The following is a 23,640-nucleotide window of genomic DNA, read 5'->3' as shown; positions in this document are numbered from 1 at the left end:
GACGGTGACGTCATGTAAAGCGGGCGGAAAGGTGAGGTCTGGGCATATGTCAGGCCGCGCCTCTGACCTGCTGTTTCGTGAAACGTGTTACATGAACCCAAAACGGGGCGCGGCCCCCGGTACGGCGGTTGGCATGTGCCGGTGGCGCATGTCGCGCCGTGTCACTCCTCCCGTTCGAACTCCGCCTGCGCGCGTGTCCTGTCCTGCTCGACCTGCGCCGCCGTGTAGAGATCCTTGACGAAGCGCCGTGCGTCCTCGGTGCCGGATTCCTTCTCGCCCGCCATGTCCTGGAGGCGGGAGGTCCAGTCGTCGATGGGATCGCTCATCGCGAGCCCCTTTCCTGCCACTGCCCGGCCTCGCCCGCGGGGCCGCGTGTCACATCGCATACATCCGGTAGGCGGGTGAGTGCGAAGAGTGGCGGAAACGCACGCCCGCCCACGGCGGCCTGGGGCCCTGTACGCACCATTTTAGAACCGTTCGCGCTGGGGGCGGACATTCTTCGTATATACGGCTCATCGCTTATTGTTCTTGTAAGGCCCACAGTGTCCGTTCGGGCACGCGCGTGGTCTCCGGCGGCGCCGGTGGGCCGCCCACCAGGGGCGGAGGTGAGCGTGCATGGCCGGTCCGATGTCCTTCCTCTCCCGTACGGGCCCCGGCCTCGCGCTGGACTCCGTACTGGAGCGGGCCGTCCGGGACACGGGCGCGTACGCGGGCGGGGTGTGGCTCCTCTCCCCGAGCGACCGGAAGATCCTGCGGCTCGTGGTCACCACCGGGGTGCCCCAGACCGTGACCCGGCCGTGGGAGCGGGTCTCCGTGGCCGCCTCCGTGCCGGTCGCCGACGCCACCCGTGAGCGCCGGCTGGTGTGGCTCAGCCCCGACGGGGCGCTGTCCCGCCACTACCCGCGGACCGGGCTGATCCTGCCGTACTCGTTCGCTATGATCGCGGCCCCGATCGCGAGCGGCGGTACGGTCTGGGGCGCGCTGGTCCTGCTCTGGCCCGGCACCCACCCCGCCGAGCTCAGCGAGGCCGAACGGACCGCCGCCGAGACGGCCTGCGCGGACCTGGCGGCAGTGTGCCGCCGCGCCGCGGCCCGGGGCCGCTCCACCCTGATCGGCCCCGAGCCGCGCGTCCTGTCCCCGCGCCCCTCCGAGCCGCCGGGACCCGCGCAGGCCCTGGCCGCCGTCGACTTCGCCGCGCGCCTTCCCGAGGGGGCCTGCTCCCTGGACCTGGACGGACGGATCGTCTTCATCAGCCCGCGGGCCGGCGAACTCGTCGGCCGGGACCCGGCGGACCTGGTCGGCTTCCTTCCCGCCGAGAAACTGCCGTGGCTCAACGACCCCGTGTTCGAGGACCGTTACCGGTCGGCGGTGCTCAGCCAGCAGCCCATGACCTTCACCGCCCTGCGCCCTCCCGACACCTGGCTGACCTTCCGCCTCCACCCCGACCCCTCCGGCATCAGCGTCGTGATCACCCCGGCCCCCTCCGGCGAACCCGAGGGCGCCCGGCAGCCGCCGCACACCGAGACCCCCGCGCCGGTCAGACCCGGCACCCTCTACCACCTGATGCACCTGGCCGCCTCCCTCACCGAGGCCGTCGGGGTGGACGACGTCGTCGAGCTGATCGCCGACCAGATCGTGAGCGCCTTCGACGCCGAGGCGGTGGCGCTGGCGACGCTCCAGGAAGGCCGGCTGCGGATCATCGGCTCGCACGGCTTCGGCCCCGACCTCCTGGAGCGCTTCGACGCGCTGCACGTCTCCGGCGTCAGCCCGGCGTCGCTCGTCGCCCGCACCGGGACCGCTGGCTTCTTCGCCACCCGCGACGAGCTGGCCGAGGCGTTCCCCGAAGTGATCTCGCGGACGACGAAGGGCGCCTGGGCGTTCCTGCCCCTCATCGCGTCGGGCCGTACCGTGGGCGTCTGCCTGCTCGCGTACGACAAACCGCACCCCTTCCCCCACGAGGAGCGCGCGGCCCTCACCTCACTGGCGGGACTCATCGCCCAGGCGCTCGACCGGGGCCGGCTGTACGACGCCAAGCACGAGCTCGCCCAGGGACTCCAGGAGGGGCTGCTCCCGCAGAGGCTCCCCGGCGTCACCGGCCTGGACGTGACGGGGCGCTATCTGCCCGCCACGTACGGCATGGACATCGGGGGCGACTTCTACGACCTCATCCGGCTGGACGACACCACGGTCGCGGCGGTGATCGGCGACGTCGAGGGCCACAACGTCACGGCGGCGGCGCTGATGGGACAGGTCCGTACCGCCGTCCACGCCTACGCCACCGCCGGCGCGGCCCCCGGTGAGGTCCTCGCCAGGACCAACCGCCTGCTCACCGACCTCGCCCCCGACCTGTCCACCAGCTGCCTCTACGTCCAGGTGGACCTCGCGGCCCACCGGGCCCGGCTGGTCACGGCGGGCCACCCGCCGCCGCTGCTGTACGCGCCCGGCGGGCGCGCCGAGACGATCCCCCTGCCGGCCGGGGTCCTGCTGGGCGTGGAGTCCGGTGCCAGGTACGAGACCGTGGACGTCGCGCTGCCGCCGGGCAGCCTGCTGATGCTGTACACCGACGGTCTCGTCGAGTGCCCGGGAGTCGACATGGACGAGGTGGTGGACGAGGTCGCCCGGCGCCTGGCCCGCAGCGAGGGCCGGTCCCTGGACGCCCTCGCGGACGACCTGCTGCTCCCGGGGCCGTGCGGCCCGGTCCGCAACGACGACATCGCCCTGCTGCTCCTGCGCTCGGTGGCCGATTCGGAGCGGGCCCAGGGGATCTAGGGAGTGCCGCCCTCGTCCCGTCCCTCCCCCTGGGCACGCAGCCCGCCCGCCGTCGCGCGCCCCTCCGCGATCCGCAGGTTGAGCCGGGTCTCCTCGCTGTCCAGCGTCTCCTGCACCCGCCGCAGCACGGTGTCGTCGATGCGGCCCGCGTCCCGCAGCGTGACCAGCCGGGCGCGTTTCACCCCGATCAGCTCCTGACGCAGGCGCAGTTCGGTGTGGTGCGCCGGTGGTCCGGTCCCGCGCAGGCTCTCCGCGTACGACTCCAGCTCCTCGGCGAGGTGCCGTTCGACCTCCGGCGGCGCCCCGCACCGCTCCGCCCGCTCCCGCAGCGCCGCCAGCGCGCCGGCGGTCATCTCTTGGCGCGCCAGCAGTTCCTCGCCGGCCTCGGTGGGGTCCGGGGACAGCCGCGACCACCGGATCACCGCGGGCAGGGTCTGCCCCTGGAGCAGCAGGGTCGCCACGATGACCACGGCCGTCACGAAGACGATCACGTTCCGGTCCGCCAGCCTCGTACCGTCGGCGGCCAGGGTCGGTACGGCGAGCGCGGCCGCCAGGGAGACCCCGCCCCGTACCCCGCCCCACGCGACCGGCATGCGCTGCCGGGCGCCGATGCGGCGGGCCCGCTGCTGCGGGCGCCGGTCCACCGCCCGGATCAGGTACGGCGTGGTGTACAGGTACACCAGCCGGGTGAGGATCACCGCTCCCGTGACGGACGCCGCCAGCGCGACCACGTCACCCTGGCCGAGCGTGGGGAGCGACCCGATCACGTCGGGCAGTTGCATGCCGATCAGGACGAACAGCGACCCGTTGAGGAGGAAGGTGGTGACCTGCCAGAACGCGAAGCTCTGGACGCGGGTGCTGGCCGGCATCAGCAGCGGACTCGCCCGGCTGACGATCAGCCCGCACACCACCACGGCCAGCACGCCCGACACGTCGGCCAGTTCCGCCGGGACGTAGACGGCGAACGGGGTGAGGACACTGATCCCGCTCTCGATCGTGCTGTCGTGGGTTCTGCGCCGCGCGGCCAGCACGAGCACCGCGATCGCCGCGCCGATCGCCGCCCCGCCCGCGTACGACAGGACGAACCGCAGGACGGCCCCGCCCCACTGGAAGGAGTGCTCGCCGGTGGCGATCTCCACGGCGACCGCGAAGACGGCCAGCGCCGTACCGTCGTTGACCAGGCTCTCGGCCCGCATGGTGGTGAGCGTCCTGCGCGGCATGCCCCGGGCCACGCTCGCGACCGCCGTCGCGTCGGTCGGCGCCAGCACGGCGCCCAGGACGAACGCCAGCGGCCAGGCCATGCCGAAGCCGTGCGCGGTGGCCGCCACGGTCACCGCGGTGATCAGGACCAGTCCCACCGCGAGCAGGACGATGACCCGGAGGTTGGCGAGGATCTGGTGGAGCGAGATCTTCAGGGACTCCGCGTACAGCAGTGGCGGCAGGAAGATCAGCAGGATGAGGTCGGACGACAGGTGCACGTGACGGAACTCGGGGATGAGCCCGACCAGGACGCCGCCCAGGAGCAGGGCCACCGGTTCGCTGACGTGCAGACGGCGGGACACCCACGTCAGCAGCAGAACGGCCGTCACCAGGACGAGGGCGATCTCCAGTCCCGCCATCGAGCGGTCTCCCGTTCTGCGCCGCAGCCGCCATGAGTCGATTTGTCCCGATACCGTATCGCGATGAGTTCCGGCCGCCGCGACGGTCACTACTGACAGCGGACACCAGTCGCGCGCCATCGACGCCACCAGGAGGCGGTCATGCCCCGTATCACTCCCAATCTCTGGTTCGACACCCAGGCCGAGGAAGCTGCCGGGTTCTACGTCTCGGTCTTCCCGAACTCGAAGATCAAGAACGTCTCCTACTACGGCGAGGCCGGTCCGGGGGAGGCGGGCACGGTCCTGACCGTCGAGTTCGTGCTCGACGGCCAGGAGTACCTCGCGATCAACGGCGGCCCCCAGTTCACCTTCGACGAGGCGGTCTCCTTCGCGATCGACTGCGCCGACCAGGCGGAGATCGACTACTACTGGGACAAGCTCTCGAACGGCGGCGAGGAAGGCCCCTGCGGCTGGCTCAAGGACCGGTACGGCCTGTCGTGGCAGGTGGTCCCCGCGGCGATGGCGGAGCTGATGAGCGGCCCGGACCAGGCACGCGCGCAGCGGGCCATGAAGGCGATGTTCGGCATGAAGAAGCTCGACATCGCCGCCCTGTACGCGGCTGCCGACGAGGCCTGAGGGGGCGCGCGGCGGGAGATCGCGTACCGGGAACGGTTCCAAGGGTTGACAGTGGTCAGTCATGAAGCCACTCTCGCGGGAGAGCGCTCTCCTTGGTCGTTTCCGACCACGGAGCGATGAGTCCTGAGTCACCGACAGCCGCCCCGCACGCGCCGTCGCCGAGCGTGCCCCGGCGTTGTGGTGGAGAGGCATCACAACCCGTGGAGACCCGCATGCGCCTCCTGTCCTCGTTACTGCGAACCGTCCGGCGCCGGAGACCGCTGATCGCGGTGGCCGTCGCGATGAGCCTCGCGATGGGCGGTGCCGCCGCCACCTCGGCCGGTACCGCCCAGGCGGCCGACACCCTGCTGTCGCAGGGCAAGGCCGTCACCACCTCCTCGACCGAGAACGCCGGAACCCCCGCCTCCGCGGCGGTCGACGGGGACGCGGGGACCCGCTGGTCCAGCGCCGCCGCGGACCCGCAGTGGCTCCGGGTCGACCTCGGCGCCACCGCCACCATCAGCTCCGTCGTCCTCAACTGGGAGACGGCGTACGCCACGTCGTTCAAGATCCAGGTCTCGGGCGACGACCAGAACTGGACCGACATCCACTCCACGACCACCGGCCCAGGCGGCAACCAGACGATCGCCGTCAACGGGTCCGGGCGGTACGTGCGGGTGTACGGCACCGCCCGCGCCACCGGCTACGGCTACTCCCTCTGGGAGTTCCAGGTGTACGGCACCGCGGGCGGCGGTGGCGGTGGCCCCACCCCCACCGGCACGCCCATCTCCGCCTACAAGCAGGTGTCCGCGTCGACCTGGGAGGGCGCCAACGCGCCCGCGGCGGCGCTCGACGGGCGGACCGACACCCGGTGGTCGAGCCAGTTCGCCGACAACCAGTGGTTGCAGGTGGACCTCGGCGGATCGGCCACCATCACCGGTGTCGAGCTGAACTGGGAGTCCGCGTACGCCTCCAGCTATCGCGTCGAGCTGTCCGACGACGGCACGAACTGGAGGACGGTCCACTCCACCACCACGGGGAAGGGCGGCGTCGAGCGGCCGGCCGTCACCGGCAAGGCGCGCTACGTACGGCTGTTCGCCACGACGCGCGCCACCGGCTACGGCGTCTCGCTCTGGGAGTTCCAGGTCTTCGGGTCCGTCGACAGCTCCGCCGCCACCGCGCCGCTGCTGTCCCCGCCCACCAAGGCCCCCGGCACCCTCAACCAGTTCGCGCTCTCCGCGCCGGCCGACCGGGCCATGGTCACGAGCACCCGCAGGCCCGCGTTCTCATGGGCGGCAGTCCCCGGCGCCGCCCGCTACGAGGTGTGGCTCAACGTCAGCCGTACCGACTACGACTTCACCGCGTCGGGCAACCTCCTCGACCTGTACACCAAGGTCGCCGAGCCCACCGGCACCACGTACGCGCCCTCCTGGGACATCACCGACCGCTGGACCTACAAGTGGTACGTCGTCGCGGTGAGCGGCTCCGGGGCGAAGACCACGTCCAACATCCGTACGTTCAGCGTCTACAAGCCCGACGTCGAGACCGTCAGTGACGGGGTCGGCCTGGTCAACGGCGCGCGGGACCTCAACAAGAACGGGACCCTGGAACCGTACGAGGACTGGCGCCAGCCGGTCGAGACCCGGGTCAGCGATCTCCTCGGCAGGATGACGCCGGAGGAGAAGGCGTACCAGATGTTCTACAACGTCCAGTCGTTCCCGCGCTCCGGCTGGCACTTCGGCCCCGCGCAACCGGGCGACCTGCACGACATCCTGCTCTCGACGGCCGCGACGCGGCTCGGCATCCCCCCGGTCTCGGCGGGCGACACCACCGCCGGCTACCAGACCACGTACCCGCTCCAGAGCACGCTGGGCGCGAGCAAGGACTACCCGCTCGACTACCAACTCGGCGACATGCAGCGCAGGGAGCAGCTGGAGGTCGGCGCGCGCGGCACCCTCTCCCCGCTCGCGGAGGTCGGCACCAAGGTGCTCTACCCCCGCATCCAGGAGGGCGGCGGCGAGAACGCCGACGCCGTCGGCGCGCAGCTGCGCGCGCTGGTGGCGGGACTCCAGGGCGGGCCCGAGCTGAACCCCGCCTCCGTCCTCGCGACCGTCAAGCACTGGCCCGGTGAAGGGGCCGGCGGCGAGGCGGGCATCGTCTACGACGGGGTCACCATCAAGTACCACATGATCCCGTTCCGGGCGGCGATGGAGGCCGGGGCCGTCAACATCATGCCCGGCTACGCGGGCAGTTCGTTCCTCGACCCGGGCGGTCCCGGCGCGGGCGACAGCGCCAAGATCCTCGCGTACCTGCGCCAGAACCTCGGCTACACGGGCCTCATCACCACCGACTGGCTGCCGTCCGGCGCCTGGGTGAACGCGGCCAACGCCGGCTCCGACGTGATGGGCGGCGCCGACCCGGGCGCGGCCGGATTCACCATGGCGGGCTTCCAGCAGCAGGTCCCGATCGCGCGGATCAACGATGCGGTGACCCGGATCCTGCGGCTCAAGTTCCAGCTGGGCGTCTTCGACCGGCCGTACGGCGACCCGGTCAACGGCCCGTACCGCTTCCACCAGCCGAGCTACGTCGCTCTCGCCAACAAGGCGGCGCGCGAGTCCAACACCCTGCTCAAGAACAACGGTGTCCTGCCGGTCCGGCTCAACCGGGGCGACAACATCGTCGTCGCGGGCGCCCGGGCCACGGACGGCTCCGCGTGCTGCATCTGGTCCAGCTACTTCCACCCCAACTACGGTTCGCAGACGACGCTGGAGGCGATCAGGGCGAGAGCCGCGACCGCCGGGGTCAACGTCTACCAGGACAGCGGTCCCGCGCCGAAACTGGCGGTCGTGGCCGTGGGCGAGCCGTCGTACACTCACGCCACCTCGTGGCCGAACACCCAGCCCTATCTGCCGGCCGACCAACTCGCCCTGATCCGGAACTTCAAGAACCAGGGCATCCCGGTGGTCGTGGTGCTCACCCTGCCGCGGCCGATCGTGATCAGCGAGTGGAACGGTCTGGCCGACGCCATCGTGGTCACCTACCGGGGCGGCGAGGAAGTGGGACCGGCCACGGCCTCCCTGCTCTTCGGCGACTACACCCCGCGCGGGAAGCTGCCGTGGCAGATGCCGAGGAGCCTCGACCAGGTCCTCAAGCCCGGCGGCGGTGACGTCCAGGCGGACGCCAACGAGAAGTGGGACCTGCCGTACGACCTCGGCGCGACCGACGCCGAACGGGCGGACATCCGCGCGAAGATCGACGCGGGCCAGCCGGTGCCGCCCACGTACGGGAATCCGCTCTACCAGTACGGGGCGGGGCTGACGGGCTGGAACTAGCGCGCCGCTCCTCGCGGACAGGTCTCAGTTCTCAGCTGTCAGGGCTGTCCTGGGGTGTGTCCGTGATTCCGGCCGGGTCGGCTGTCAGGTCCGACTCGGCCGGGACCCAGCGGCGCGATCCCGTGTCGTAGTCGTAGGCGGGGCGGCCCCGGAGGCCGCTCGTACGGAACGGCTCCCCGTGGTCGTCGACGCGGACGGTCCCGGAGCGCGCCCCGCTGCTCCACTCCAGCTCCAGGTACCACTCGCAGTCACAGGCGACCGTACGGCCGGTGGCCAGCAGGATCTCGGGATCCGTGGCCGACACCCGGTAGGGGAAGGAGACGGCGGGGATCGGCTCGCCCGCGTCGTTGCCCGCCTGGGAGCGGGCGAGGGGGCGGGAGGCGTCGAGGTCGATGTCGAAGAGGCGGGGGGTGAGGGAGCCGCCGCAACCGGGGCTCATGTGGTACGTGTGGTACGGCAGCGGTGTCCGCTTCGCGACGATCCGGACGTGCAGGGCCTGGAGGACCACCGCCGTGTCGCTCTTGCCCTGCACGGTGATCCGCACGCTGCTCTCCCCGGCGTCCACCGCCCCGACGGACCGCGCCCAGGGCTCGGCGTCGGCCTCGGTGGGGGGCGGGGGCACGGCGGAGGGGGCGCGGTCGACGAGGAATGCGTGGCCGCAACCGCCTTCCCAGACATAGCGGTTGGTGCTCCAGGTGAAAGGGATGCCGCCGGTGACGCCTGCACCCTTGCCGCCCCCCTTGGCGCCCGACGACGGACCGGACGGTTTCTTGCCGGCCGTGGTCCCCGGGCGGGGGTTCTTCGTCTGCTTCGGATCGCCCGGACGGGGGGCTCGGGTGGGAGCCGTGGCCGTACCCGAGGTGCGGGCGCCAGGTGAAGGGGAGGCGCCGGACGTGCCGCCGTCGCCCGGCGACGGCGGGGCGCCGGTGGTGGGGCCGCCGGCCGGTACGTCGGAGGCGCGCCGCCGGTCGGCCGGGGACAGGGGCGAGCGGTCGAAGGCCACGAGGAGGACCAGCGCGAGGACCGCCGCGGCGACGGCGGCCGAGTAGCCGGTACGGCGGAGCAGGAGCCGGCGCCGGGCGGGCGGGGGCGCGTCGGGCGGGGGAGGACCGACGGTGAGGGGCTCGGTGGCGTCGGCCGCTCCGTCCGCCGCCCCGGCGCCCGTTTCGGCCCCGGCGGCGACTCCCGCCGCCCCGGCCTCCTGACGCTTCCGGCGCTCGATGTCGGCCCGTACCCACAGGCGGTGAAGGGCGATCAGGTCGTCGGCCTCGCAGCCGCACAACCGCGCCAGCCGTTCGACCGGCGCGAACTCCACCGGCACCGTGCTCCCCGAGCAGTACCGGTGCAGCGTCGAGCCGCTCACCCCCACCCGGCGCGCCAGCGCACCGTAACTACGGCCCGATCCGTCCCGGATCTCGCGCAGTCGTCGCGCGAACGCGTCGGTCTCCGCGTCCTTCGGCGTGCTCACAGCGTGCCCACTCCCCCCGGCCGTCACAGGACGGCGTTCCACCCCTACTGAAGAGACCCACGTCAAAGGGGGTGGAACGGTTCCAGCGTTCCACGGACGGCTCAGATGCTTGCGGCCCCCCTCACGAGCCGTCAAAGCTGGTGATCGTTCAGCAGACGACGAACACGGGGGAAGTACTTCCATGATCACCAACATGTTCCGCGCCGCCGCCCTGACCACGGCGGCCGCGGGGATGACCATCGCCACGCTCACCGCGGCCACCGCCGCTCCCGTCCCACCCGCCTTCCTCGCGGCCTCCCAGCTGCCGGCCGCGAGCACGCCGTGGACGGCGGGACCGGTGCGGGCCGGGGCGGCCGACGACTTCTGTGTCGAAGGCGTCGCACCGGACGCGAACACCAAGCACCGCGAGTTCAGGACCGAGCTGGACACCGGCGCCCGGCAGACGATCACGGTCGCCGCCGACGAGAAGAAGGCGAAGGCCCTGGCGGCGAAGTTGCGCACCGCGATCGAGGGCTGCCTCGACCGCCTCCAGGCGGAGTACCCGGGGCTGGAGGGCGAGGCCCTGTACCACGGCCGCATCGCCGTGGAGGAAGGCGCCGACGTCTACAGCGTCGACACCGCCGACCCCGAGGTGGGCTCGACCGACATCGCGCTCTACGCGGTCGGCCGCGACGGCAGGGCGGTCACGGTGATCGGCTGGAGCCGGCTGGGCGACCTCGAAGGAGCACCCCTGAACGGCTTCCGCACGACGACCCGCGTGGCGGTGGCCAAGCTCTACTGAGCCCACCCACCACCCGCGTCACAGACTGTCCGTCAGGATCCAACAACTCCTGACGGGCACATCGGGGGAGCGAGCGGGCTCCGGACCGGAACCACTCCGGCCCGGAGTCCGCTTACCCGTCGTCGCGCCCCGCGCCCGTGGCGCCGCGTGCTGACCGGCCGCCCCGGCGGCCCAGCGGGCGTGTGGTCCAGACCTATTGACCGAAGGTCTGGACCAAATTACCGTTCGGCGGAACACCGGAACCCCCACGGACGTCTCCAGGCCCCCACAGGCCGGGAGTTGGCCGGGTCCCCCCCCACAGACCGCCGTGACCGGCCGGCCCGCTCAGGCGCCCGCCGGTGAGGGCAAGAAGGGACTACCGCATGATCGGTCGGACCATACGCACCCTCGGCGCCGGACTGGCGCTCGCCTCGCTCGGCTTCCTCGCCCAGCCGCCCGCCACCGCCGCGCCGAGCGCCCCGCAGGCCGAGACCTGCGCGGTCAAGTCGAAGCCCGCGGGCAAGGTTCTCCAGGGGTACTGGGAGAACTGGGACGGCGCCGCGAACGGCGTCCACCCCCCGCTCGGCTGGATCCCGATCACCGACAGCCGCATCGCCGCCCACGGCTACAACGTCGTCAACGCGGCCTTCCCCGTGATCCGTTCGGACGGCACCGTCCTGTGGGAGGACGGCATGGACGCGACGGTCAAGGTCGCGACCCCGTCCGAGATGTGCCAGGCCAAGCAGAACGGCCTGACGCTCCTGATGTCGATCGGCGGGGCCGCCGCCGGCATCGACCTCAACTCCACCGCCGTGGCGGACCGCTTCGTCGCGACGCTCGTGCCGATCCTCAAGAAGTACAACTTCGACGGCATCGACATCGACATCGAGACCGGACTGGTCGGCAGCGGCACCATCACCAAGCCGTCCACCTCGCAGGCCAACCTGATCCGCATCATCGACGGCGTCCTGGCCCAGATGCCCGCCAACTTCGGCCTGACGATGGCCCCCGAGACGGCGTACGTCACCGGCGGCTCCATCACGTACGGCTCGATCTGGGGCGCGTACCTGCCCATCATCAAGAAGTACGCGGACAACGGCCGCCTCTGGTGGCTGAACATGCAGTACTACAACGGCAGCATGTACGGCTGCGCGGGCGACTCGTACGCCGCGGGCACCGTCGCGGGCTTCACCGCCCAGACCGACTGCCTCAACAAGGGACTGGTCGTGCAGGGCACCACGATCAAGGTCCCGTACGACAAGCAGGTCCCCGGACTCCCCGCCCAAACGGGCGCGGGCGGCGGCTACATGGCGCCGAACCTGGTCTCGCAGGCCTGGAACAAGTACGGCAACGGGCTCAAGGGCCTGATGACCTGGTCCCTCAACTGGGACGGTTCAAAGAACTGGACCTTCGGCGACAACGTCAAGGCCCTGCAAGGCCGTTGAGCCGACCGGACACGAACGGAGGGCCGGGAGGCCGCACATGTCGTGCGGGCTCCCGGCCCTCTTGCGATCAGCGCCGACGGACCGTCAGCCGAGCGTCGCCAGTGCCTGGTTGAAGGTCGCCGACGGGCGCATGACCGCCGCCGCCTTGACCGGGTCCGGGCGGTAGTAGCCGCCGATGTCGGCGGGCTTGCCCTGGACGGCGATCAGTTCCTCGACGATCGTCGTCTCCTGCTCCGACAGCGTCTTGGCGAGAGCCGCGAACGCCTCCGCCAGCTGGACGTCGTCCGTCTGCCGGGCCAGCTCCTGGGCCCAGTACAGCGCCAGGTAGAAGTGACTCCCGCGGTTGTCGATGCCACCCACCCGGCGGCTGGGCGACTTGTCCCGGTCCAGGAACGTGCCCGTCGCCCGGTCGAGGGTGTCCGCGAGTACCTGGGCCCGCGCGTTGCCCGTGGTCTGCGCGAGGTGCTCGAAGCTGACCGCGAGGGCGAGGAACTCACCCAGGCTGTCCCACCGCAGGTAGTTCTCCTTGATGAGCTGCTGGACGTGCTTGGGCGCGGAACCGCCCGCACCCGTCTCGAACAGCCCGCCCCCGTTGATCAGCGGCACGACGGAGAGCATCTTCGCGCTCGTGCCCAGCTCCAGGATCGGGAACAGGTCGGTCAGGTAGTCACGCAGCACGTTGCCGGTGACCGAGATGGTGTCCTCGCCCCGGCGGATCCGCTCCAGGGAGAACGCGATCGCGTCGACCGGCGACATGATCTCGATGCGCAGGCCCTCGGTGTCGTGCTCGGGCAGGTACGCCTCGACCTTCGCGATGAGGTTCGCGTCGTGCGCGCGGGTCTCGTCCAGCCAGAACACGGCAGGGACGCCCGTCGCGCGGGCGCGCGAGACGGCGAGCTTGACCCAGTCCCGGACCGGCACGTCCTTGGTCTGGCACATGCGCCACACGTCGCCCGCGCTCACCGCGTGCTGGAGGACGACCTCGCCCGCCGTGTCGACCACCCGTACCGTGCCGGTGGCGGGGATCTCGAACGTCTTGTCGTGGCTGCCGTACTCCTCCGCCGCCTGCGCCATCAGGCCGACGTTGGACACGGAGCCCATCGTCGCCGGGTCGAAGGCGCCGTGCGCGCGGCAGTCGTCCAGGACGACCTGGTAGATCCCCGAGTAGCTGCTGTCCGGGATCACCGCGAGGGTGTCCGCCTCCTGGCCGTCGGGGCCCCACATGTGCCCCGAGGTGCGGATCATGGCCGGCATGGAGGCGTCCACGATGACATCGCTCGGCACGTGCAGGTTGGTGATGCCGCGGTCCGAGTCGACCATCGCCAGCGCGGGGCCGTCGGCCAGCTCGGCGTCGAAGGACGCCTTGATCGCCGCGCCGTCGGGCAGCGCGTCCAGACCGCCCAGGATGCCGCCGAGCCCGTCGTTCGGGCTCAGGCCGGCCGCCGCGAGCGTCTCGCCGTACTCCGCGAACGTCTTCGGGAAGAACGCCCGTACGACATGGCCGAAGATGATCGGGTCGGAGACCTTCATCATCGTGGCCTTGAGGTGCACCGAGAACAGCACGCCCTCGGCCTTGGCCCGCGCCACCTGCGCGGTGAAGAACTCACGCAGCGCCGCCACGCGCATCACCGAGGCGTCCACGATCTCCCCGGCCAGCACGGGCACCGACTCCCGCAGGACCGTCGTCGTACCGTCGTCGCCGACCAGCTCGATCCGCAGCGAGCCCGCCTCGGCGATCACCGCGGACTTCTCGCCGGAACGGAAGTCGTCGGCGTCCATCGTGGCGACGTTCGTCTTGGACTGAGGGTCCCAGGCGCCCATCGAGTGCGGGTGGGCCTTCGCGTAGTTCTTCACCGACGCCGGCGCGCGGCGGTCGGAGTTGCCCTCGCGCAGGACCGGGTTGACGGCACTGCCCTTGACCTTGTCGTACCGCGCGCGGACGTCCCGGTCCTCGTCGGTCTTCGGGTCGTCGGGGTAGTCCGGCAGCGCGTAACCCTGCCCCTGGAGCTCCGCGATCGCCGCCTTGAGCTGCGGGATGGACGCCGAGATGTTCGGCAGCTTGATGATGTTCGCCTCGGGCGTCTTCGCGAGCCTGCCGAGCTCCGCGAGCGCGTCCTCGACGCGCTGGCCCTCCTCCAGGCGCTCCGGGAAACCGGCGATGATGCGCCCGGAGAGGGAGATGTCGCGGCTCTCCACGGTGACCCCGGCCGTCGCGGCATAGGCCTCGACCACGGGCAGGAAGGAATACGTCGCCTGGGCCGGCGCCTCGTCGGTGTGTGTATAGATGATGGTCGAGTCAGTCACCCGGTGCTCCGCTCCACGTCTGCGACATTGCTTGATATCAAGATATCCCGTGGACGCCCACCTCTGGCCAGGGCCCTGCCCCCTCCGTGCACCGGAAGGGCACCGGCCTCCCCGGGCCGACCCAAGGGCACACCGAACCATGCATATAGTTGGTTCCAGGACAAATGGTCGTCCAGTCCGACGAACAGCCGTACGCGTAGTCGTACGAGCCGCCTTGCCGATACCCGTCCGCCGGCGCCTCGCATGAGTCATGAGTGCTGTCCCGCCACCGCCGCTGAGGAAGGGCAGGTCATATGGAGCGCCGCAGCGCCCGATCCACGCAGGACCGTGACGCCGCGCTCCGGGCGCTGGGCGCGGACCTCCGGGCAGCGCTCCCGAGGACCCTGGCGGCGAACCGGATGGGCGGATTCCTGCGGGACCTGAGGTCCGACATGATCTTCCTGGACGCGGGCGCCCTCGCGGTCTTCGACCTCCCGCCCGACGGGTTCGACGGCCGGCCGGAGACGCTGTTCGCGCTCATGGTGCCCGAGGACGCGGCCGCCCTGCGCGCGATGGTGTCGCGGGTACGGTACGAGCCCGGCGCCTACGGCACGTACTTCCGCATCCGCTGCTCCGACGGCACCCTGCGCTGGGCACACACCCAGGGCGTCATCGAACGGGACGCCTCGGGCACCCCGGTGCGGGCCATCGGCGTCGTCCGGGACGCGAGCGCCGAACTCCAGCACGTCGCCCAGCAGGCCGTCCTGGAGCCCCAGCGCCGCCATCAGAGCGACGTGGTCCAGGCGACCACCGCCGCCCTGTCCCGGGCCCTGACCGTGGAGGACGTCCTGGCGGCGCTCACCAGCCGCGAGGTGCTCGACCCGGTGGGCGCCCAGGCGATCTCCCTCACCGTCCTCGACCAGGACCGACTGCGCCGTATCGCCGTCGCCAGCCTGCCCATGACCATGCGGGAGGAGATGGAGTTCGCCCGGATCGACGCCGACCTGCCGGTCGCGGAGGCGTTCCGCACCCACCGGCCCGTGTTCATCACCCGGCAGAGCGTCGAGGCCGAGTACCCGCAGCTGTGGCCGCACGTCAAGGACACCCCGCTCACCGCGGGCGCCGTCCTCCCCCTGATCGCGCAGGCCAGGGCGAGCGGCGTGCTGTCGATCATGTACGAGGGCAAGACCTCCTTCACCCCCGAGGAACGCACCCTCCTGATCGCCCTCGCCGCCACCATCGCCCAGTCCGTGCAGCGGGCCGCGCTGTACGACGAGGAGCACGCCATGGCGGTCGGCCTCCAGCAGTCGATGCTGCCCGCGGCCATCCCGAGCATGCCGGGCCTGCGGGTCGCCGTCCGCTACCAGCCCGCGCGCACCGGGCACCAGATCGGCGGCGACTGGTACGACGTCGTCCCCCTCCGGGGCGGGCGGGTCGGCCTGGTGGTGGGGGACGTCCAGGGACACGACATCCAGGCGTCCGCCGTCATGGGCCAGCTGCGCACGGCCCTGCGCGCGTACGCCGCCGAGGGGCATCCGCCGGCGGCCGTCATGGCCCGGGCGTCGAAGTTCCTCCAGGACCTGGACACCGACCGCCTCGCCACCTGCGTCTACGCTGATCTCGACCCGGCGACCGGGCGCGCGCTGCTGGTACGGGCCGGGCACCCCGGACCCGTGGTCCGCCACGCCGACGGGAGCAGCAGCAGCCCCGCGGTGGCGGGCGGGCTGCCGTTCGGGCTGCTCCAGTACAGCGACGCGCCCTACCCCACGACCGAGCTGGTCCTCGGACCCGACGACACCCTCCTGCTGTGCACCGACGGGCTGCTCGAATTCCGGGGCGAGGACATCGACGTGGGTGAGCGCCGGATCCGGAGCGCGCTGTACGACGGCCCCGCGGACCTCGACGAACTGGCCGAGTACATCGTCGACACGATCGAGACCCGGCAGGGGCAGGAGGACGACGTGGCGCTGCTGCTGGCCACGCTGGCTCCGGAGGAGCGGGACGCCGCGGCGTAGTAGGGGCGGTGTGTACGCGTCCTAGGAAGAGCTGTCGTACGAGGCCGACGTACGGACCCCTGACGTGCAGGCCCTCCTGACGTACGGGCCCTGCTGACGCGCAGGCCCTCCTGACGTACGGACCCTCCTAAGGACGCTCGTCCTGCGGGCCGCGCCCGAGCACGAACGCGCGGGCCGCCTCCGCCGTGAAGGCGCTCTGCCCGCCGGGGAACAGCAGCCCGGCGGTGGCGTACACCGGATCGGCGGCCAGGGCCGCGACGTACGGAACGGCGACGCAGCGCATGCCCGCCGCGTGCGCGGCGGCCACCCCCGGGATCGCGTCCTCCACGACCACACACCCGGCGGGCTCGGCGCCCAGCCGCCGGGCCGCCTCCAGGAAGACGTCCGGGGCCGGCTTGCCGTGCGGGACCTCCTCGGCGGAGACCGTCGTGGTGAAGTACGCGTCCAGACCCGTGACGCCCAGCGCCACGGCGATCGCCTCGCCGGACGACCCGGACGCCACCGCCATCCGTACCCCCTCGGCGTGCAGCAGCTCCACGAACGTCCGCATCTCCGGGAACACCTCTGTCGAGGCCCGCACCAGGTCCAGGTAGAGCCGGTTCTTCTCCGCCAGCAGCCGTTCGACGGGCGCGTCGATGCCGTACTCCTCGCGCAGCGCCACCAGCGTCTCCCAGGTGCTGATCCCGATGAAACGGCTGTGGTGCTCCCAGGTGAAGTCGTCGACGCCGTACCGGGCCAGCAGCAGCCGCCCGGCCTGGTAGTAGTTGGGCTCGCTGTCGATCAGGGTTCCGTCGAGATCGAAGATGACCGCCGGGTGGCGCGAAGTGCTCATGCCCCCAGCATGCCAAGCCGTACGCCGGGTATACGGCCGGGACGCACGCCCCGCCACGCACACGGCGGGAACGGGCGCGGGCGCGGCGGAAATTGGTCCAGACCGCCTGCTACCGTCGCCCCGGCGAGTTTCAGTCGAAGAGGGGACACACACGTGAGCGGCAGCACCGACGGGCGGGCCTACATCGGGTCGTTCACCTCGGCGGGCGGCCGCGGCGTCATCGCCGTGACGGTGGACCCGGAGACGGGCGCCCTCACCGAACTCGGGGCCACCGACGCCGTGGCGGACCCCTCCTTCCTCGCGCTGGCCCCCGGCGGGTCCGTGCTCTACGCGGTCTCGGAGACCGAGGAGGGCGCGGCGGCCGCCTTCGCGGTGACCGGCACCGGGGCGCCCCGGCCGCTCGGGGAGCCCGTGCCCGTGTGCGGCGCGGGACCCACCCACCTCACGCTCGCCGCCGGTCACCTGGTGACCGCGAACTACGGCTCCGGCAGCGTCACCGTGCTGCCGCTCGCCGACGGCGGCGCGCCGCGGCCGGCCAGCGGGGTGCTCCAGCACGAGGGCGCGGGACCGCACCCGGACCGGCAGCGCGGACCGCACGCGCACCAGGTGGTGGCCGATCCGAGCGGCCGGTGGCTCCTCGCCGTCGACCTCGGCACCGACTCCGTACAGATCTCGTCCGTGGACGCCGCCTCGGGGGAGCTGGTCCCGCACGGGGAGACAGCGCTGCGGCCGGGCTCGGGGCCGCGTCACCTCGCCTTCCACCCGGAAGGCAGCCACGCGTACGTCCTGCACGAACTCGAACCGACCCTGACCGTCTGCCGCTGGGACGCGGCGGCGGGGGTCCTGGAGGCGGTCGGCGAGACGGCCGTCCTGCCGGACGGCGTGGAGACGGAGAGCTTCGCCTCCGAGGTGGTGGTGGCGCTTGACGGCCGGTTCGTCTGGACGGCCAACCGGGGGCACGACAGCATCAGCGTCCTCGCGCTCGACGCGTCGCGCGAGAAGGCCGAGCTGGTCACCACCGTGCCGTGCGGCGGCCGCTGGCCGCGCGATCTCGCGCTGGACCCGGCGGGCCGCCGCCTCTACGCCGCGAATGAGCACTCCGGCGACGTGAGCTGGTTCGACATCGACCAGGAGACGGGGATCCCCGCCCCGGCGGGGTCCTTCGCGGCCCCCGCGGCCTCCTGTGTGATCTTCGGCTGACCCCCGGGCCGGCCGGGGGAGGGGGAGCGTGCCGCCGACCGTACGACCCCTGAGCGCGGGCCGTACGGGACGGCCCGCGCGAGCACCCGCGACCCTCCCCGTGAGAGCCACCGCGCCCGTGAGAGCACCCGAGGAAGGGCCTGCGCCGAAGGCTGACCGGCGCGGCCCTTCCGCGTCACGGGGTGGTGTTCCGCCGCGCTGCGCGGCCCGGCGTCAGTGGGTGGGTGCCCCCTGCGGCTGCTCCGCGATGCCCAGCTCCGCCGCGTACTTCGAGAGCACCAGCTTGCCGATCGCCGGGTACGCCCCGAGCGGCTCGGCCGCGGCGCTGTCGGCCTCCTTGAGAGCCGTGTCGAGCAGCCCGCCGGCCAGCTCGGGACCGACCAGGTACGGCGCGAGCGCCAGCTGCGTCGCGCCGGAGCCGCGCAGCTCCTCCGCGACGGCGGCGACCGAACCCTCCACGTCGAGCGCGGCGGCCATGACCGGTACGGCGAGGCGGGCGGCCAGCAGCATGCCCGTGATCCCGGCGGTCCGTACCGCCTCCTCGCCGCCCACCGTGACCAGGATGATCCCGTCGGCGGCGGTCGCCACCGTGAACAGCCGGGCGCGGTCGGCGCGGGCGAGCCCGGCCTCCGACAGCCGTACGTGCAGACCTTCGGCGAGCAGCGGGTGCGGACCGAGGACGTCCGTCGTCCGCGCCTCCGTGCCGCTGTCCGCGACAGCCCGGCGTATCCGGTCGAGCAGGTCGCTCTCGGGACCCGTCAGCAGGGGGACGACCACCGCGGCGGGACCCTCGGGCTCGGTGACCTCGCGGCCCGCGGCCTTCGCCAGCTCGTAGCGCTCGATGCGCCGGGCGGCGAGGCGGGTCAGGACGGCCTCCAGCGTGGGCTGCTCGGTCGTCTCGTCCGCGTCGTCGGAGCCGTCGAGGAAGCCGATCGCGGCGTCCAGTCCCGGCAGCTCGGACCGGGCGATGCTGATGACTTCCTCGGCCAGGCCGCGCGCCGCGTCCGAGGGAGCGCCGGGGACGGCGAGGACCAGCGCGGGCGCACCTTCGGGCGCCGCCACGGGCTCGGGGCGGCGGTGGCGCCCCGACTGACGGGGTCGCGGCATTCGTACAGGCAGGCCGGGTGCAGGCCCAGTGGGGGTGCTCATGGCGTCGAATGCTACTGGTTTTGTGGGTGCGGCTGTTCGGGGAGGGGCCAACACCGAGGCATCTGTCCCTATTTATCCGTTAGGTATTTTTCTGCTCATCTATCCTGTTGTGTCGTGATGTACAACAGCCGCTCGTCGGGCGGCAGTCGCAGCGTGTCCGTGGCGAGCGCGGCCGCCAGGTTCAGCGCGCCGGCCAGCGGATCGCCGGCCGCGGGGACCGTACGGGCGCGGGGCAGCCGGTCCGCCAGTTCGGCCCGCAGCGGCGCGAGCAGCGGCTCGCCCAGTTTGAACAGGCCACCCGTAAGGGCGACTTCACACACCCCGGTCCTCGGGCAGACCGCCTCGGCCGACTCCGCGATCCGCTCCGCCGCCGCCGAGAGGATCGACCGCGCGACCGGATCGACCGGCGCGAGGCGGGCCACTTCGGGGGCGAACGAGGCGAGTACGGCGGGCCGGTCGGCGCGCGGATAGAGACGTCCCGGCAGCTCGGGGGCGGGTCCGAAAAAATCCTCTGCGGCGGTCAACAGCGCGGGCGAGCCGCCGCGCCGGCCGTCGTACTCCCGCAGGGCCGCCTCCAGCCCCGCGCGGCCGATCCAGGCCCCGCCGCCGCAGTCGCCCAGCAAGTGCCCCCAGCCGTCGGCACGGTGCCAGGCGGCCAGGTCCGTCCCCAGCGCGATCATGCCCGTGCCGGCCGCGACGACCACGCCGGGCCGCTGGCCCAGGGCGCCGGCGTACGCGGTGACGGCGTCGGCGGCGAGCGCGAGCCGCCGTACCCCCAGGGACCGCTCCAGCGCGGCGGGCAGCTCCGCGCGCAGCCCGTCGCCGAGCGTGGCCATCCCGGCCGCGCCGACGGCCGCGGCCACCGGTCCCCGCGCCCCGGCCCGCGCCAGCAACTCCTTCGCGGCGGGGAGGAGTTGACGGAGCAGCTGGCCGGCGTCGATGCCCGAGGGTCCGGTGAGGAGCGGCTCGCCCGGATCAGCGAGCAGGACGCGGGCGGGGTCGTCCGTGGCACGCAGCGCGATCCGCAGCCCGGAGCCGCCCGAGTCGACGCCCAGCACCCAGCTCATGCCCGCACCCGGCTCATCCCGGCACCCCCGGCTCGTCGCGCGCCCGGCGCGGGTCCGCGCCGGGCTCACGCCGCCCTCACGCTCCTCAGCGCCGGGCGTACGCGGCCTTCACCTTAAGGAGGGGACACCGGGCGCCCCGGGAAGGGGGCGCCCGTCGCGCGTCGCGGCCGGTCCGGCCGGTGCGGCGGCCCGCAAGTGAGGCGTCCGGGCGGCCGGTTGACGGGTCCGGGGCACGCTCCGGGGACCAGTAGAGTGATCTCGTGGCAGCACGACCTCTGAACGAAATTGTCGAGCCCGGCTGGGCGGACGCCCTGGCGCCCGTCGCCGGGCGCATCACCGCGATGGGCGACTTCCTGCGCGCGGAGATCGCCGCGGGCCGGACCTATCTGCCGGCGGGGGCGAACGTGCTGCGCGCGTTCCAGCAGCCCTTCGACGAGGTACGGGTTCTCGTCGTCGGCCAGGATCCGTACCCGACGCCGGGACATGCCATCGGCCTCAGCTTCGCCGTGGCGCCCGACGTCCGCCCGCTCCCCGGCAGCCTCCAGAACATATTCCGCGAGCTCCAGTCGGATCTCGGCCTGCCCCTCCCGTCCAACGGTGACCTGACCCCGTGGACGCGCCAGGGGGTTTTGCTGCTCAACCGCGCGCTGACCACCGCGCCCCGCAAGCCCGCCGCGCACCGCGGCAAGGGCTGGGAGGAGATCACCGAGCAGGCGATGCGGGCCCTGGCCGCCCGGGGCAAGCCGCTGGTGTCCATCCTCTGGGGGCGCGACGCGCGCAACGCGCGCCCCCTCCTCGGTGACTACCCGGCGATCGAGTCGGCCCACCCCTCGCCGATGTCGGCGGACCGGGGCTTCTTTGGCTCGCGTCCGTTCAGCCGGGCCAACGACCTGCTGGTCCGTCAGGGCGCGCAGCCGGTGGAGTGGCGGCTTCCCTGACGGCCGCCCGATTTCTCCGGGCCCGTCAGTGGGCGCGGGCGTACTGCGGCGGCGTGTGCACCGTGCCGCCCAGCTCGCGGGCCGCGCGGCGGGCCCAGTACGGGTCGCGCAGCAGCTCCCTGCCGAGCAGCACCGCGTCCGCCTCGCCGTTGGCGACGATCTTCTCCGCCTGCTCCGGCTCGGTGATCAGGCCGACGGCCGCCACGGGCATCCGGGTCTCCGCCCTGACCCGCGCCGCGAACGGCACCTGGTAGCCGGGCCCGACCGGGATCCGGGCGTGCGCCACGTTGCCGCCGCTGGACACGTCGAGCAGGTCCACGCCGTGCGCCAGCAGGTCGTCCGCCAGCCGTACCGTCTCGTCCACGGTCCAGCCGCCCTCGTCGAGCCAGTCGGTGGCGGAGACGCGGAAGAACACCGGCAGATCCCCGGGCCACTCGGCCCGGATCGCGTCCACGACCTCCAGGGCGAAGCGCGTGCGGTTCTCGTACGAACCCCCGTAGGAATCCGTGCGCCTGTTGCTGTGCGGGGAGAGGAACTGGCCGATCAGGTAGCCGTGCGCGCCGTGCACCTCCACCACCTGGAACCCTGCCTCGCGGGCCCGCCGGGCCGCCGCGCCGAACTGCCCGACGATCTCCCGGATCTGCTCCACCGTCAGCTCGGCCGGCACCGGATGCCCGTCCGCGAACGGTACGGGGCTCGGCGCCAGCACCTCCCACCCGTGGGCGTCGGGTCCCACCGGGCCGCCGCCCTTCCAGGGCCGGTCGGTGGAGGCCTTGCGCCCGGCGTGTGCGAGCTGGATGCCCGAAATCGTCCCCTGCGAGGCGAGGAAACGGGTGATCCGGCGGAACGCCTCGACCTGCGTGTCGTTCCAGATGCCGACGTCGGCGACGCTGATCCGCCCCTCCGGGCTGACGGCCGTGGCCTCGACGAGGATCAGCCCCGTACCGCCGACGGCCCGGGAGGCGAGGTGCGCGAAGTGCCAGTCGCGGGGCACGCCCGCTTCCGGGCCCGTCTCCTCGGCGGAGTACTGGCACATGGGTGCCATCCATACGCGGTTGGGGATGGTCAGCGACCGCAGGGTGTACGGCTCGAACAGTGCGCTCACAGGGGGCTCCAGGGGGACGTGACGGGGGGCGGGGGGCCGCTACTACGATACGCGTCGTAGTAAGGCGAATGTCAAACTACGAGAATCCTCGTACAATGGGATTCCCGACGAAGTGGAGCCCACCGATGAGTGCCGCGAGCAGTACGCGCGAACTCGTTCATCCCCTGCGCGCGGAGATCCGTCTGGAGGGCGTTCTGCACGCGCTGTCGGACCCGCTGCGTCTGAGCATCGTCCGGGACCTGGCGTGCGCGGAGGGGGAGTTGACCTGTTCGCAGATCCCGCTGCCGATCACCAGGTCGACGACGACGTATCACTTCCGGGTGTTGCGGGAGAGCGGGGTGATCCGGCAGGTCTACCGGGGGACGGCGAAGATGAACGGGTTGCGGCGGTCGGATTTGGACGCGCTGTTTCCTGGCCTGCTGGACTGTGTCCTGGCGGCGGCGTCTGCGGAGGCGCTGCGACTCGGCGAGCCGTGACGGGGTCGCGCCCCCGGGGTGTCCGTGGCGCTTCTTGTTGTCCTCAATCGCCGGACGGGCTTCTGCGGCGCGGTGGTGGGCGCGGCTTACTGCTTGTCCTCAAACGCCGGACGGGCTGGGTTTGTCGTGGTGACGGGGGGCGGGGCCTCCGGAGGCACGTATGTCCGGACTGCATGTTTTACGTCGCGTGCGACCGGTCGCATTGATTAACGATCGCCATGCGACACAAAACACGCTTTACGTCCGGACACACGCACCTCCTCCGACCCCACCCCCCTCACGCCGCCGGGAAAGGTGAACGACCCCGCCCGCCCCGGAGTCCCTACCGCCCGCCCCGCGAGCGCGGCTCACTGATGTCCTCAATCGCCGGACGGGCTGGGGGGTCGTCCGGGTGGGCTGAGGGGTGCGTCGGGACGGGGTGGATTGTGGCCTCCGCGCCGGTGCCGGGTGCGGGTTACCGATGTCCTCAAGCGCCGGACGGGCTTGAAGTGCTCCGGTGCGGGTCCGGGCTGCCTGCCGCCCCGCCCCGGAGCGGGTCGGGTAGTGACGCGGGCCTGGAAGGGGGACGGGCAGGGGTCGTGTCCGGAA

The 23,640-nt window shown here is 72.3% G+C and carries 17 protein-coding genes; 9 read left to right on the top strand and 8 right to left on the bottom strand.

Going from position 1 to position 23,640, the window contains the following annotated elements:
* Window positions 1-161 precede the first annotated feature (161 nt).
* Complete coding sequence (locus tag ACIODU_RS31155; protein ID WP_401771980.1) at window positions 162-326, bottom strand: hypothetical protein; 165 nt, start codon at window positions 324-326, stop codon at window positions 162-164.
* A gap of 289 nt (window positions 327-615) precedes the next feature.
* On the opposite strand from ACIODU_RS31155, the gene ACIODU_RS31150 reads away from it, so the two are divergent.
* Window positions 616-2,769 (top strand): SpoIIE family protein phosphatase, encoded by a 2,154-nt coding sequence (locus ACIODU_RS31150; protein ID WP_401771978.1) that lies wholly within the window; start codon window positions 616-618, stop codon window positions 2,767-2,769.
* Here ACIODU_RS31150 and ACIODU_RS31145 read toward each other — a convergent pair.
* Entirely contained in the window at window positions 2,766-4,388 is a 1,623-nt protein-coding gene (locus ACIODU_RS31145) for a Na+/H+ antiporter (RefSeq protein WP_401771975.1), read from the bottom strand. The two genes, ACIODU_RS31150 and ACIODU_RS31145, sit on opposite strands and share 4 nt — an antisense overlap.
* 141 nt (window positions 4,389-4,529) lie before the next feature.
* Here ACIODU_RS31145 and ACIODU_RS31140 point away from each other — a divergent pair, with 141 nt between their 5' ends.
* Together ACIODU_RS31140 and ACIODU_RS31135 are read left to right on the top strand one after the other, a co-directional pair.
* Window positions 4,530-5,003, top strand: a complete 474-nt coding sequence (locus ACIODU_RS31140) for a VOC family protein (protein WP_401771973.1) — start codon at window positions 4,530-4,532, stop codon at window positions 5,001-5,003.
* Window positions 5,004-5,215: 212 nt separating this feature from the next.
* Complete coding sequence (locus ACIODU_RS31135) at window positions 5,216-8,314, top strand: discoidin domain-containing protein (protein ID WP_401771971.1); 3,099 nt, start codon at window positions 5,216-5,218, stop codon at window positions 8,312-8,314.
* A gap of 31 nt (window positions 8,315-8,345) precedes the next feature.
* Here ACIODU_RS31135 and ACIODU_RS31130 read toward each other — a convergent pair whose 3' ends face one another.
* A complete protein-coding gene (locus tag ACIODU_RS31130; protein ID WP_401771968.1) occupies window positions 8,346-9,782 on the bottom strand; it encodes a helix-turn-helix domain-containing protein in 1,437 nt (478 codons plus the stop codon).
* A 181-nt stretch (window positions 9,783-9,963) separates the two neighbouring features.
* On the opposite strand from ACIODU_RS31130, the gene ACIODU_RS31125 reads away from it, so the two are divergent.
* Both ACIODU_RS31125 and ACIODU_RS31120 read left to right on the top strand, forming a co-directional pair.
* Window positions 9,964-10,563: a hypothetical protein gene (locus ACIODU_RS31125; RefSeq protein ID WP_401771965.1), complete on the top strand. Its 600-nt coding sequence runs from the start codon at window positions 9,964-9,966 to the stop codon at window positions 10,561-10,563.
* A 362-nt stretch (window positions 10,564-10,925) separates the two neighbouring features.
* Window positions 10,926-11,987, top strand: coding sequence for a chitinase (locus ACIODU_RS31120; protein ID WP_401771963.1), 1,062 nt, complete (start codon window positions 10,926-10,928; stop codon window positions 11,985-11,987).
* An 84-nt stretch (window positions 11,988-12,071) separates the two neighbouring features.
* Here the strand turns inward: ACIODU_RS31120 and ACIODU_RS31115 are convergent, their stop codons facing one another.
* Window positions 12,072-14,291, bottom strand: coding sequence for an NADP-dependent isocitrate dehydrogenase (locus ACIODU_RS31115; RefSeq protein ID WP_356431981.1), 2,220 nt, complete (start codon window positions 14,289-14,291; stop codon window positions 12,072-12,074).
* Between the two features lie 293 nt (window positions 14,292-14,584).
* On the opposite strand from ACIODU_RS31115, the gene ACIODU_RS31110 reads away from it, so the two are divergent.
* Window positions 14,585-16,285: a SpoIIE family protein phosphatase gene (locus ACIODU_RS31110; protein ID WP_401771961.1), complete on the top strand. Its 1,701-nt coding sequence runs from the start codon at window positions 14,585-14,587 to the stop codon at window positions 16,283-16,285.
* A 127-nt stretch (window positions 16,286-16,412) separates the two neighbouring features.
* On the opposite strand, the gene ACIODU_RS31105 is transcribed toward ACIODU_RS31110, so the two are convergent.
* Complete coding sequence (locus ACIODU_RS31105; RefSeq protein ID WP_401771959.1) at window positions 16,413-17,117, bottom strand: HAD family hydrolase; 705 nt, start codon at window positions 17,115-17,117, stop codon at window positions 16,413-16,415.
* 153 nt (window positions 17,118-17,270) lie between these two features.
* Here ACIODU_RS31105 and ACIODU_RS31100 point away from each other — a divergent pair, with 153 nt between their 5' ends.
* Window positions 17,271-18,317, top strand: a complete 1,047-nt coding sequence (locus tag ACIODU_RS31100; protein ID WP_401771956.1) for a lactonase family protein — start codon at window positions 17,271-17,273, stop codon at window positions 18,315-18,317.
* A 213-nt stretch (window positions 18,318-18,530) separates the two neighbouring features.
* Here ACIODU_RS31100 and ACIODU_RS31095 read toward each other — a convergent pair whose 3' ends face one another.
* Together ACIODU_RS31095 and ACIODU_RS31090 are read right to left on the bottom strand one after the other, a co-directional pair.
* Window positions 18,531-19,466 carry a hypothetical protein gene (locus ACIODU_RS31095; protein WP_356431989.1) on the bottom strand — a complete coding sequence of 312 codons (936 nt, stop codon included), beginning with the start codon at window positions 19,464-19,466 and terminating at the stop codon, window positions 18,531-18,533.
* A gap of 95 nt (window positions 19,467-19,561) precedes the next feature.
* Window positions 19,562-20,533, bottom strand: a complete 972-nt coding sequence (locus ACIODU_RS31090) for an N-acetylglucosamine kinase (protein WP_401771953.1) — start codon at window positions 20,531-20,533, stop codon at window positions 19,562-19,564.
* 260 nt (window positions 20,534-20,793) lie between these two features.
* On the opposite strand from ACIODU_RS31090, the gene ACIODU_RS31085 reads away from it, so the two are divergent.
* Entirely contained in the window at window positions 20,794-21,471 is a 678-nt protein-coding gene (locus ACIODU_RS31085; RefSeq protein ID WP_356431993.1) for a uracil-DNA glycosylase, read from the top strand.
* A 25-nt stretch (window positions 21,472-21,496) separates the two neighbouring features.
* On the opposite strand, the gene ACIODU_RS31080 is transcribed toward ACIODU_RS31085, so the two are convergent.
* Window positions 21,497-22,576, bottom strand: coding sequence for an NADH:flavin oxidoreductase/NADH oxidase (locus tag ACIODU_RS31080; RefSeq protein WP_401771951.1), 1,080 nt, complete (start codon window positions 22,574-22,576; stop codon window positions 21,497-21,499).
* Window positions 22,577-22,701: 125 nt separating this feature from the next.
* Between ACIODU_RS31080 and ACIODU_RS31075 the strand changes: the two genes are divergently transcribed.
* Window positions 22,702-23,052, top strand: a complete 351-nt coding sequence (locus tag ACIODU_RS31075) for a helix-turn-helix domain-containing protein (protein WP_356431997.1) — start codon at window positions 22,702-22,704, stop codon at window positions 23,050-23,052.
* Window positions 23,053-23,640: the final 588 nt, after the last annotated feature.

The sequence above is a fragment of the Streptomyces sp. NPDC088261 genome (genome assembly GCF_044740805.1).
Classification (GTDB): Bacteria; Actinomycetota; Actinomycetes; order Streptomycetales; family Streptomycetaceae; genus Streptomyces.
Note: the sequence above shows the minus strand (reverse complement) of the source record. Positions and strands in the feature narration are given on the sequence as shown.

Coding starts and splice junctions, on each gene's coding strand:
- ACIODU_RS31155 (WP_401771980.1), bottom strand. CDS start 326: ATGAGCGATCCCATCGACGACTGGACCTCCCGCCTCCAGGACATGGCG.
- ACIODU_RS31150 (WP_401771978.1), top strand. CDS start 616: ATGGCCGGTCCGATGTCCTTCCTCTCCCGTACGGGCCCCGGCCTCGCG.
- ACIODU_RS31145 (WP_401771975.1), bottom strand. CDS start 4,388: ATGGCGGGACTGGAGATCGCCCTCGTCCTGGTGACGGCCGTTCTGCTG.
- ACIODU_RS31140 (WP_401771973.1), top strand. CDS start 4,530: ATGCCCCGTATCACTCCCAATCTCTGGTTCGACACCCAGGCCGAGGAA.
- ACIODU_RS31135 (WP_401771971.1), top strand. CDS start 5,216: ATGCGCCTCCTGTCCTCGTTACTGCGAACCGTCCGGCGCCGGAGACCG.
- ACIODU_RS31125 (WP_401771965.1), top strand. CDS start 9,964: ATGATCACCAACATGTTCCGCGCCGCCGCCCTGACCACGGCGGCCGCG.
- ACIODU_RS31120 (WP_401771963.1), top strand. CDS start 10,926: ATGATCGGTCGGACCATACGCACCCTCGGCGCCGGACTGGCGCTCGCC.
- ACIODU_RS31110 (WP_401771961.1), top strand. CDS start 14,585: ATGGAGCGCCGCAGCGCCCGATCCACGCAGGACCGTGACGCCGCGCTC.
- ACIODU_RS31105 (WP_401771959.1), bottom strand. CDS start 17,117: ATGAGCACTTCGCGCCACCCGGCGGTCATCTTCGATCTCGACGGAACC.
- ACIODU_RS31095 (WP_356431989.1), bottom strand. CDS start 19,466: ATGAGCACCCCCACTGGGCCTGCACCCGGCCTGCCTGTACGAATGCCG.
- ACIODU_RS31090 (WP_401771953.1), bottom strand. CDS start 20,533: ATGAGCTGGGTGCTGGGCGTCGACTCGGGCGGCTCCGGGCTGCGGATC.
- ACIODU_RS31075 (WP_356431997.1), top strand. CDS start 22,702: ATGAGTGCCGCGAGCAGTACGCGCGAACTCGTTCATCCCCTGCGCGCG.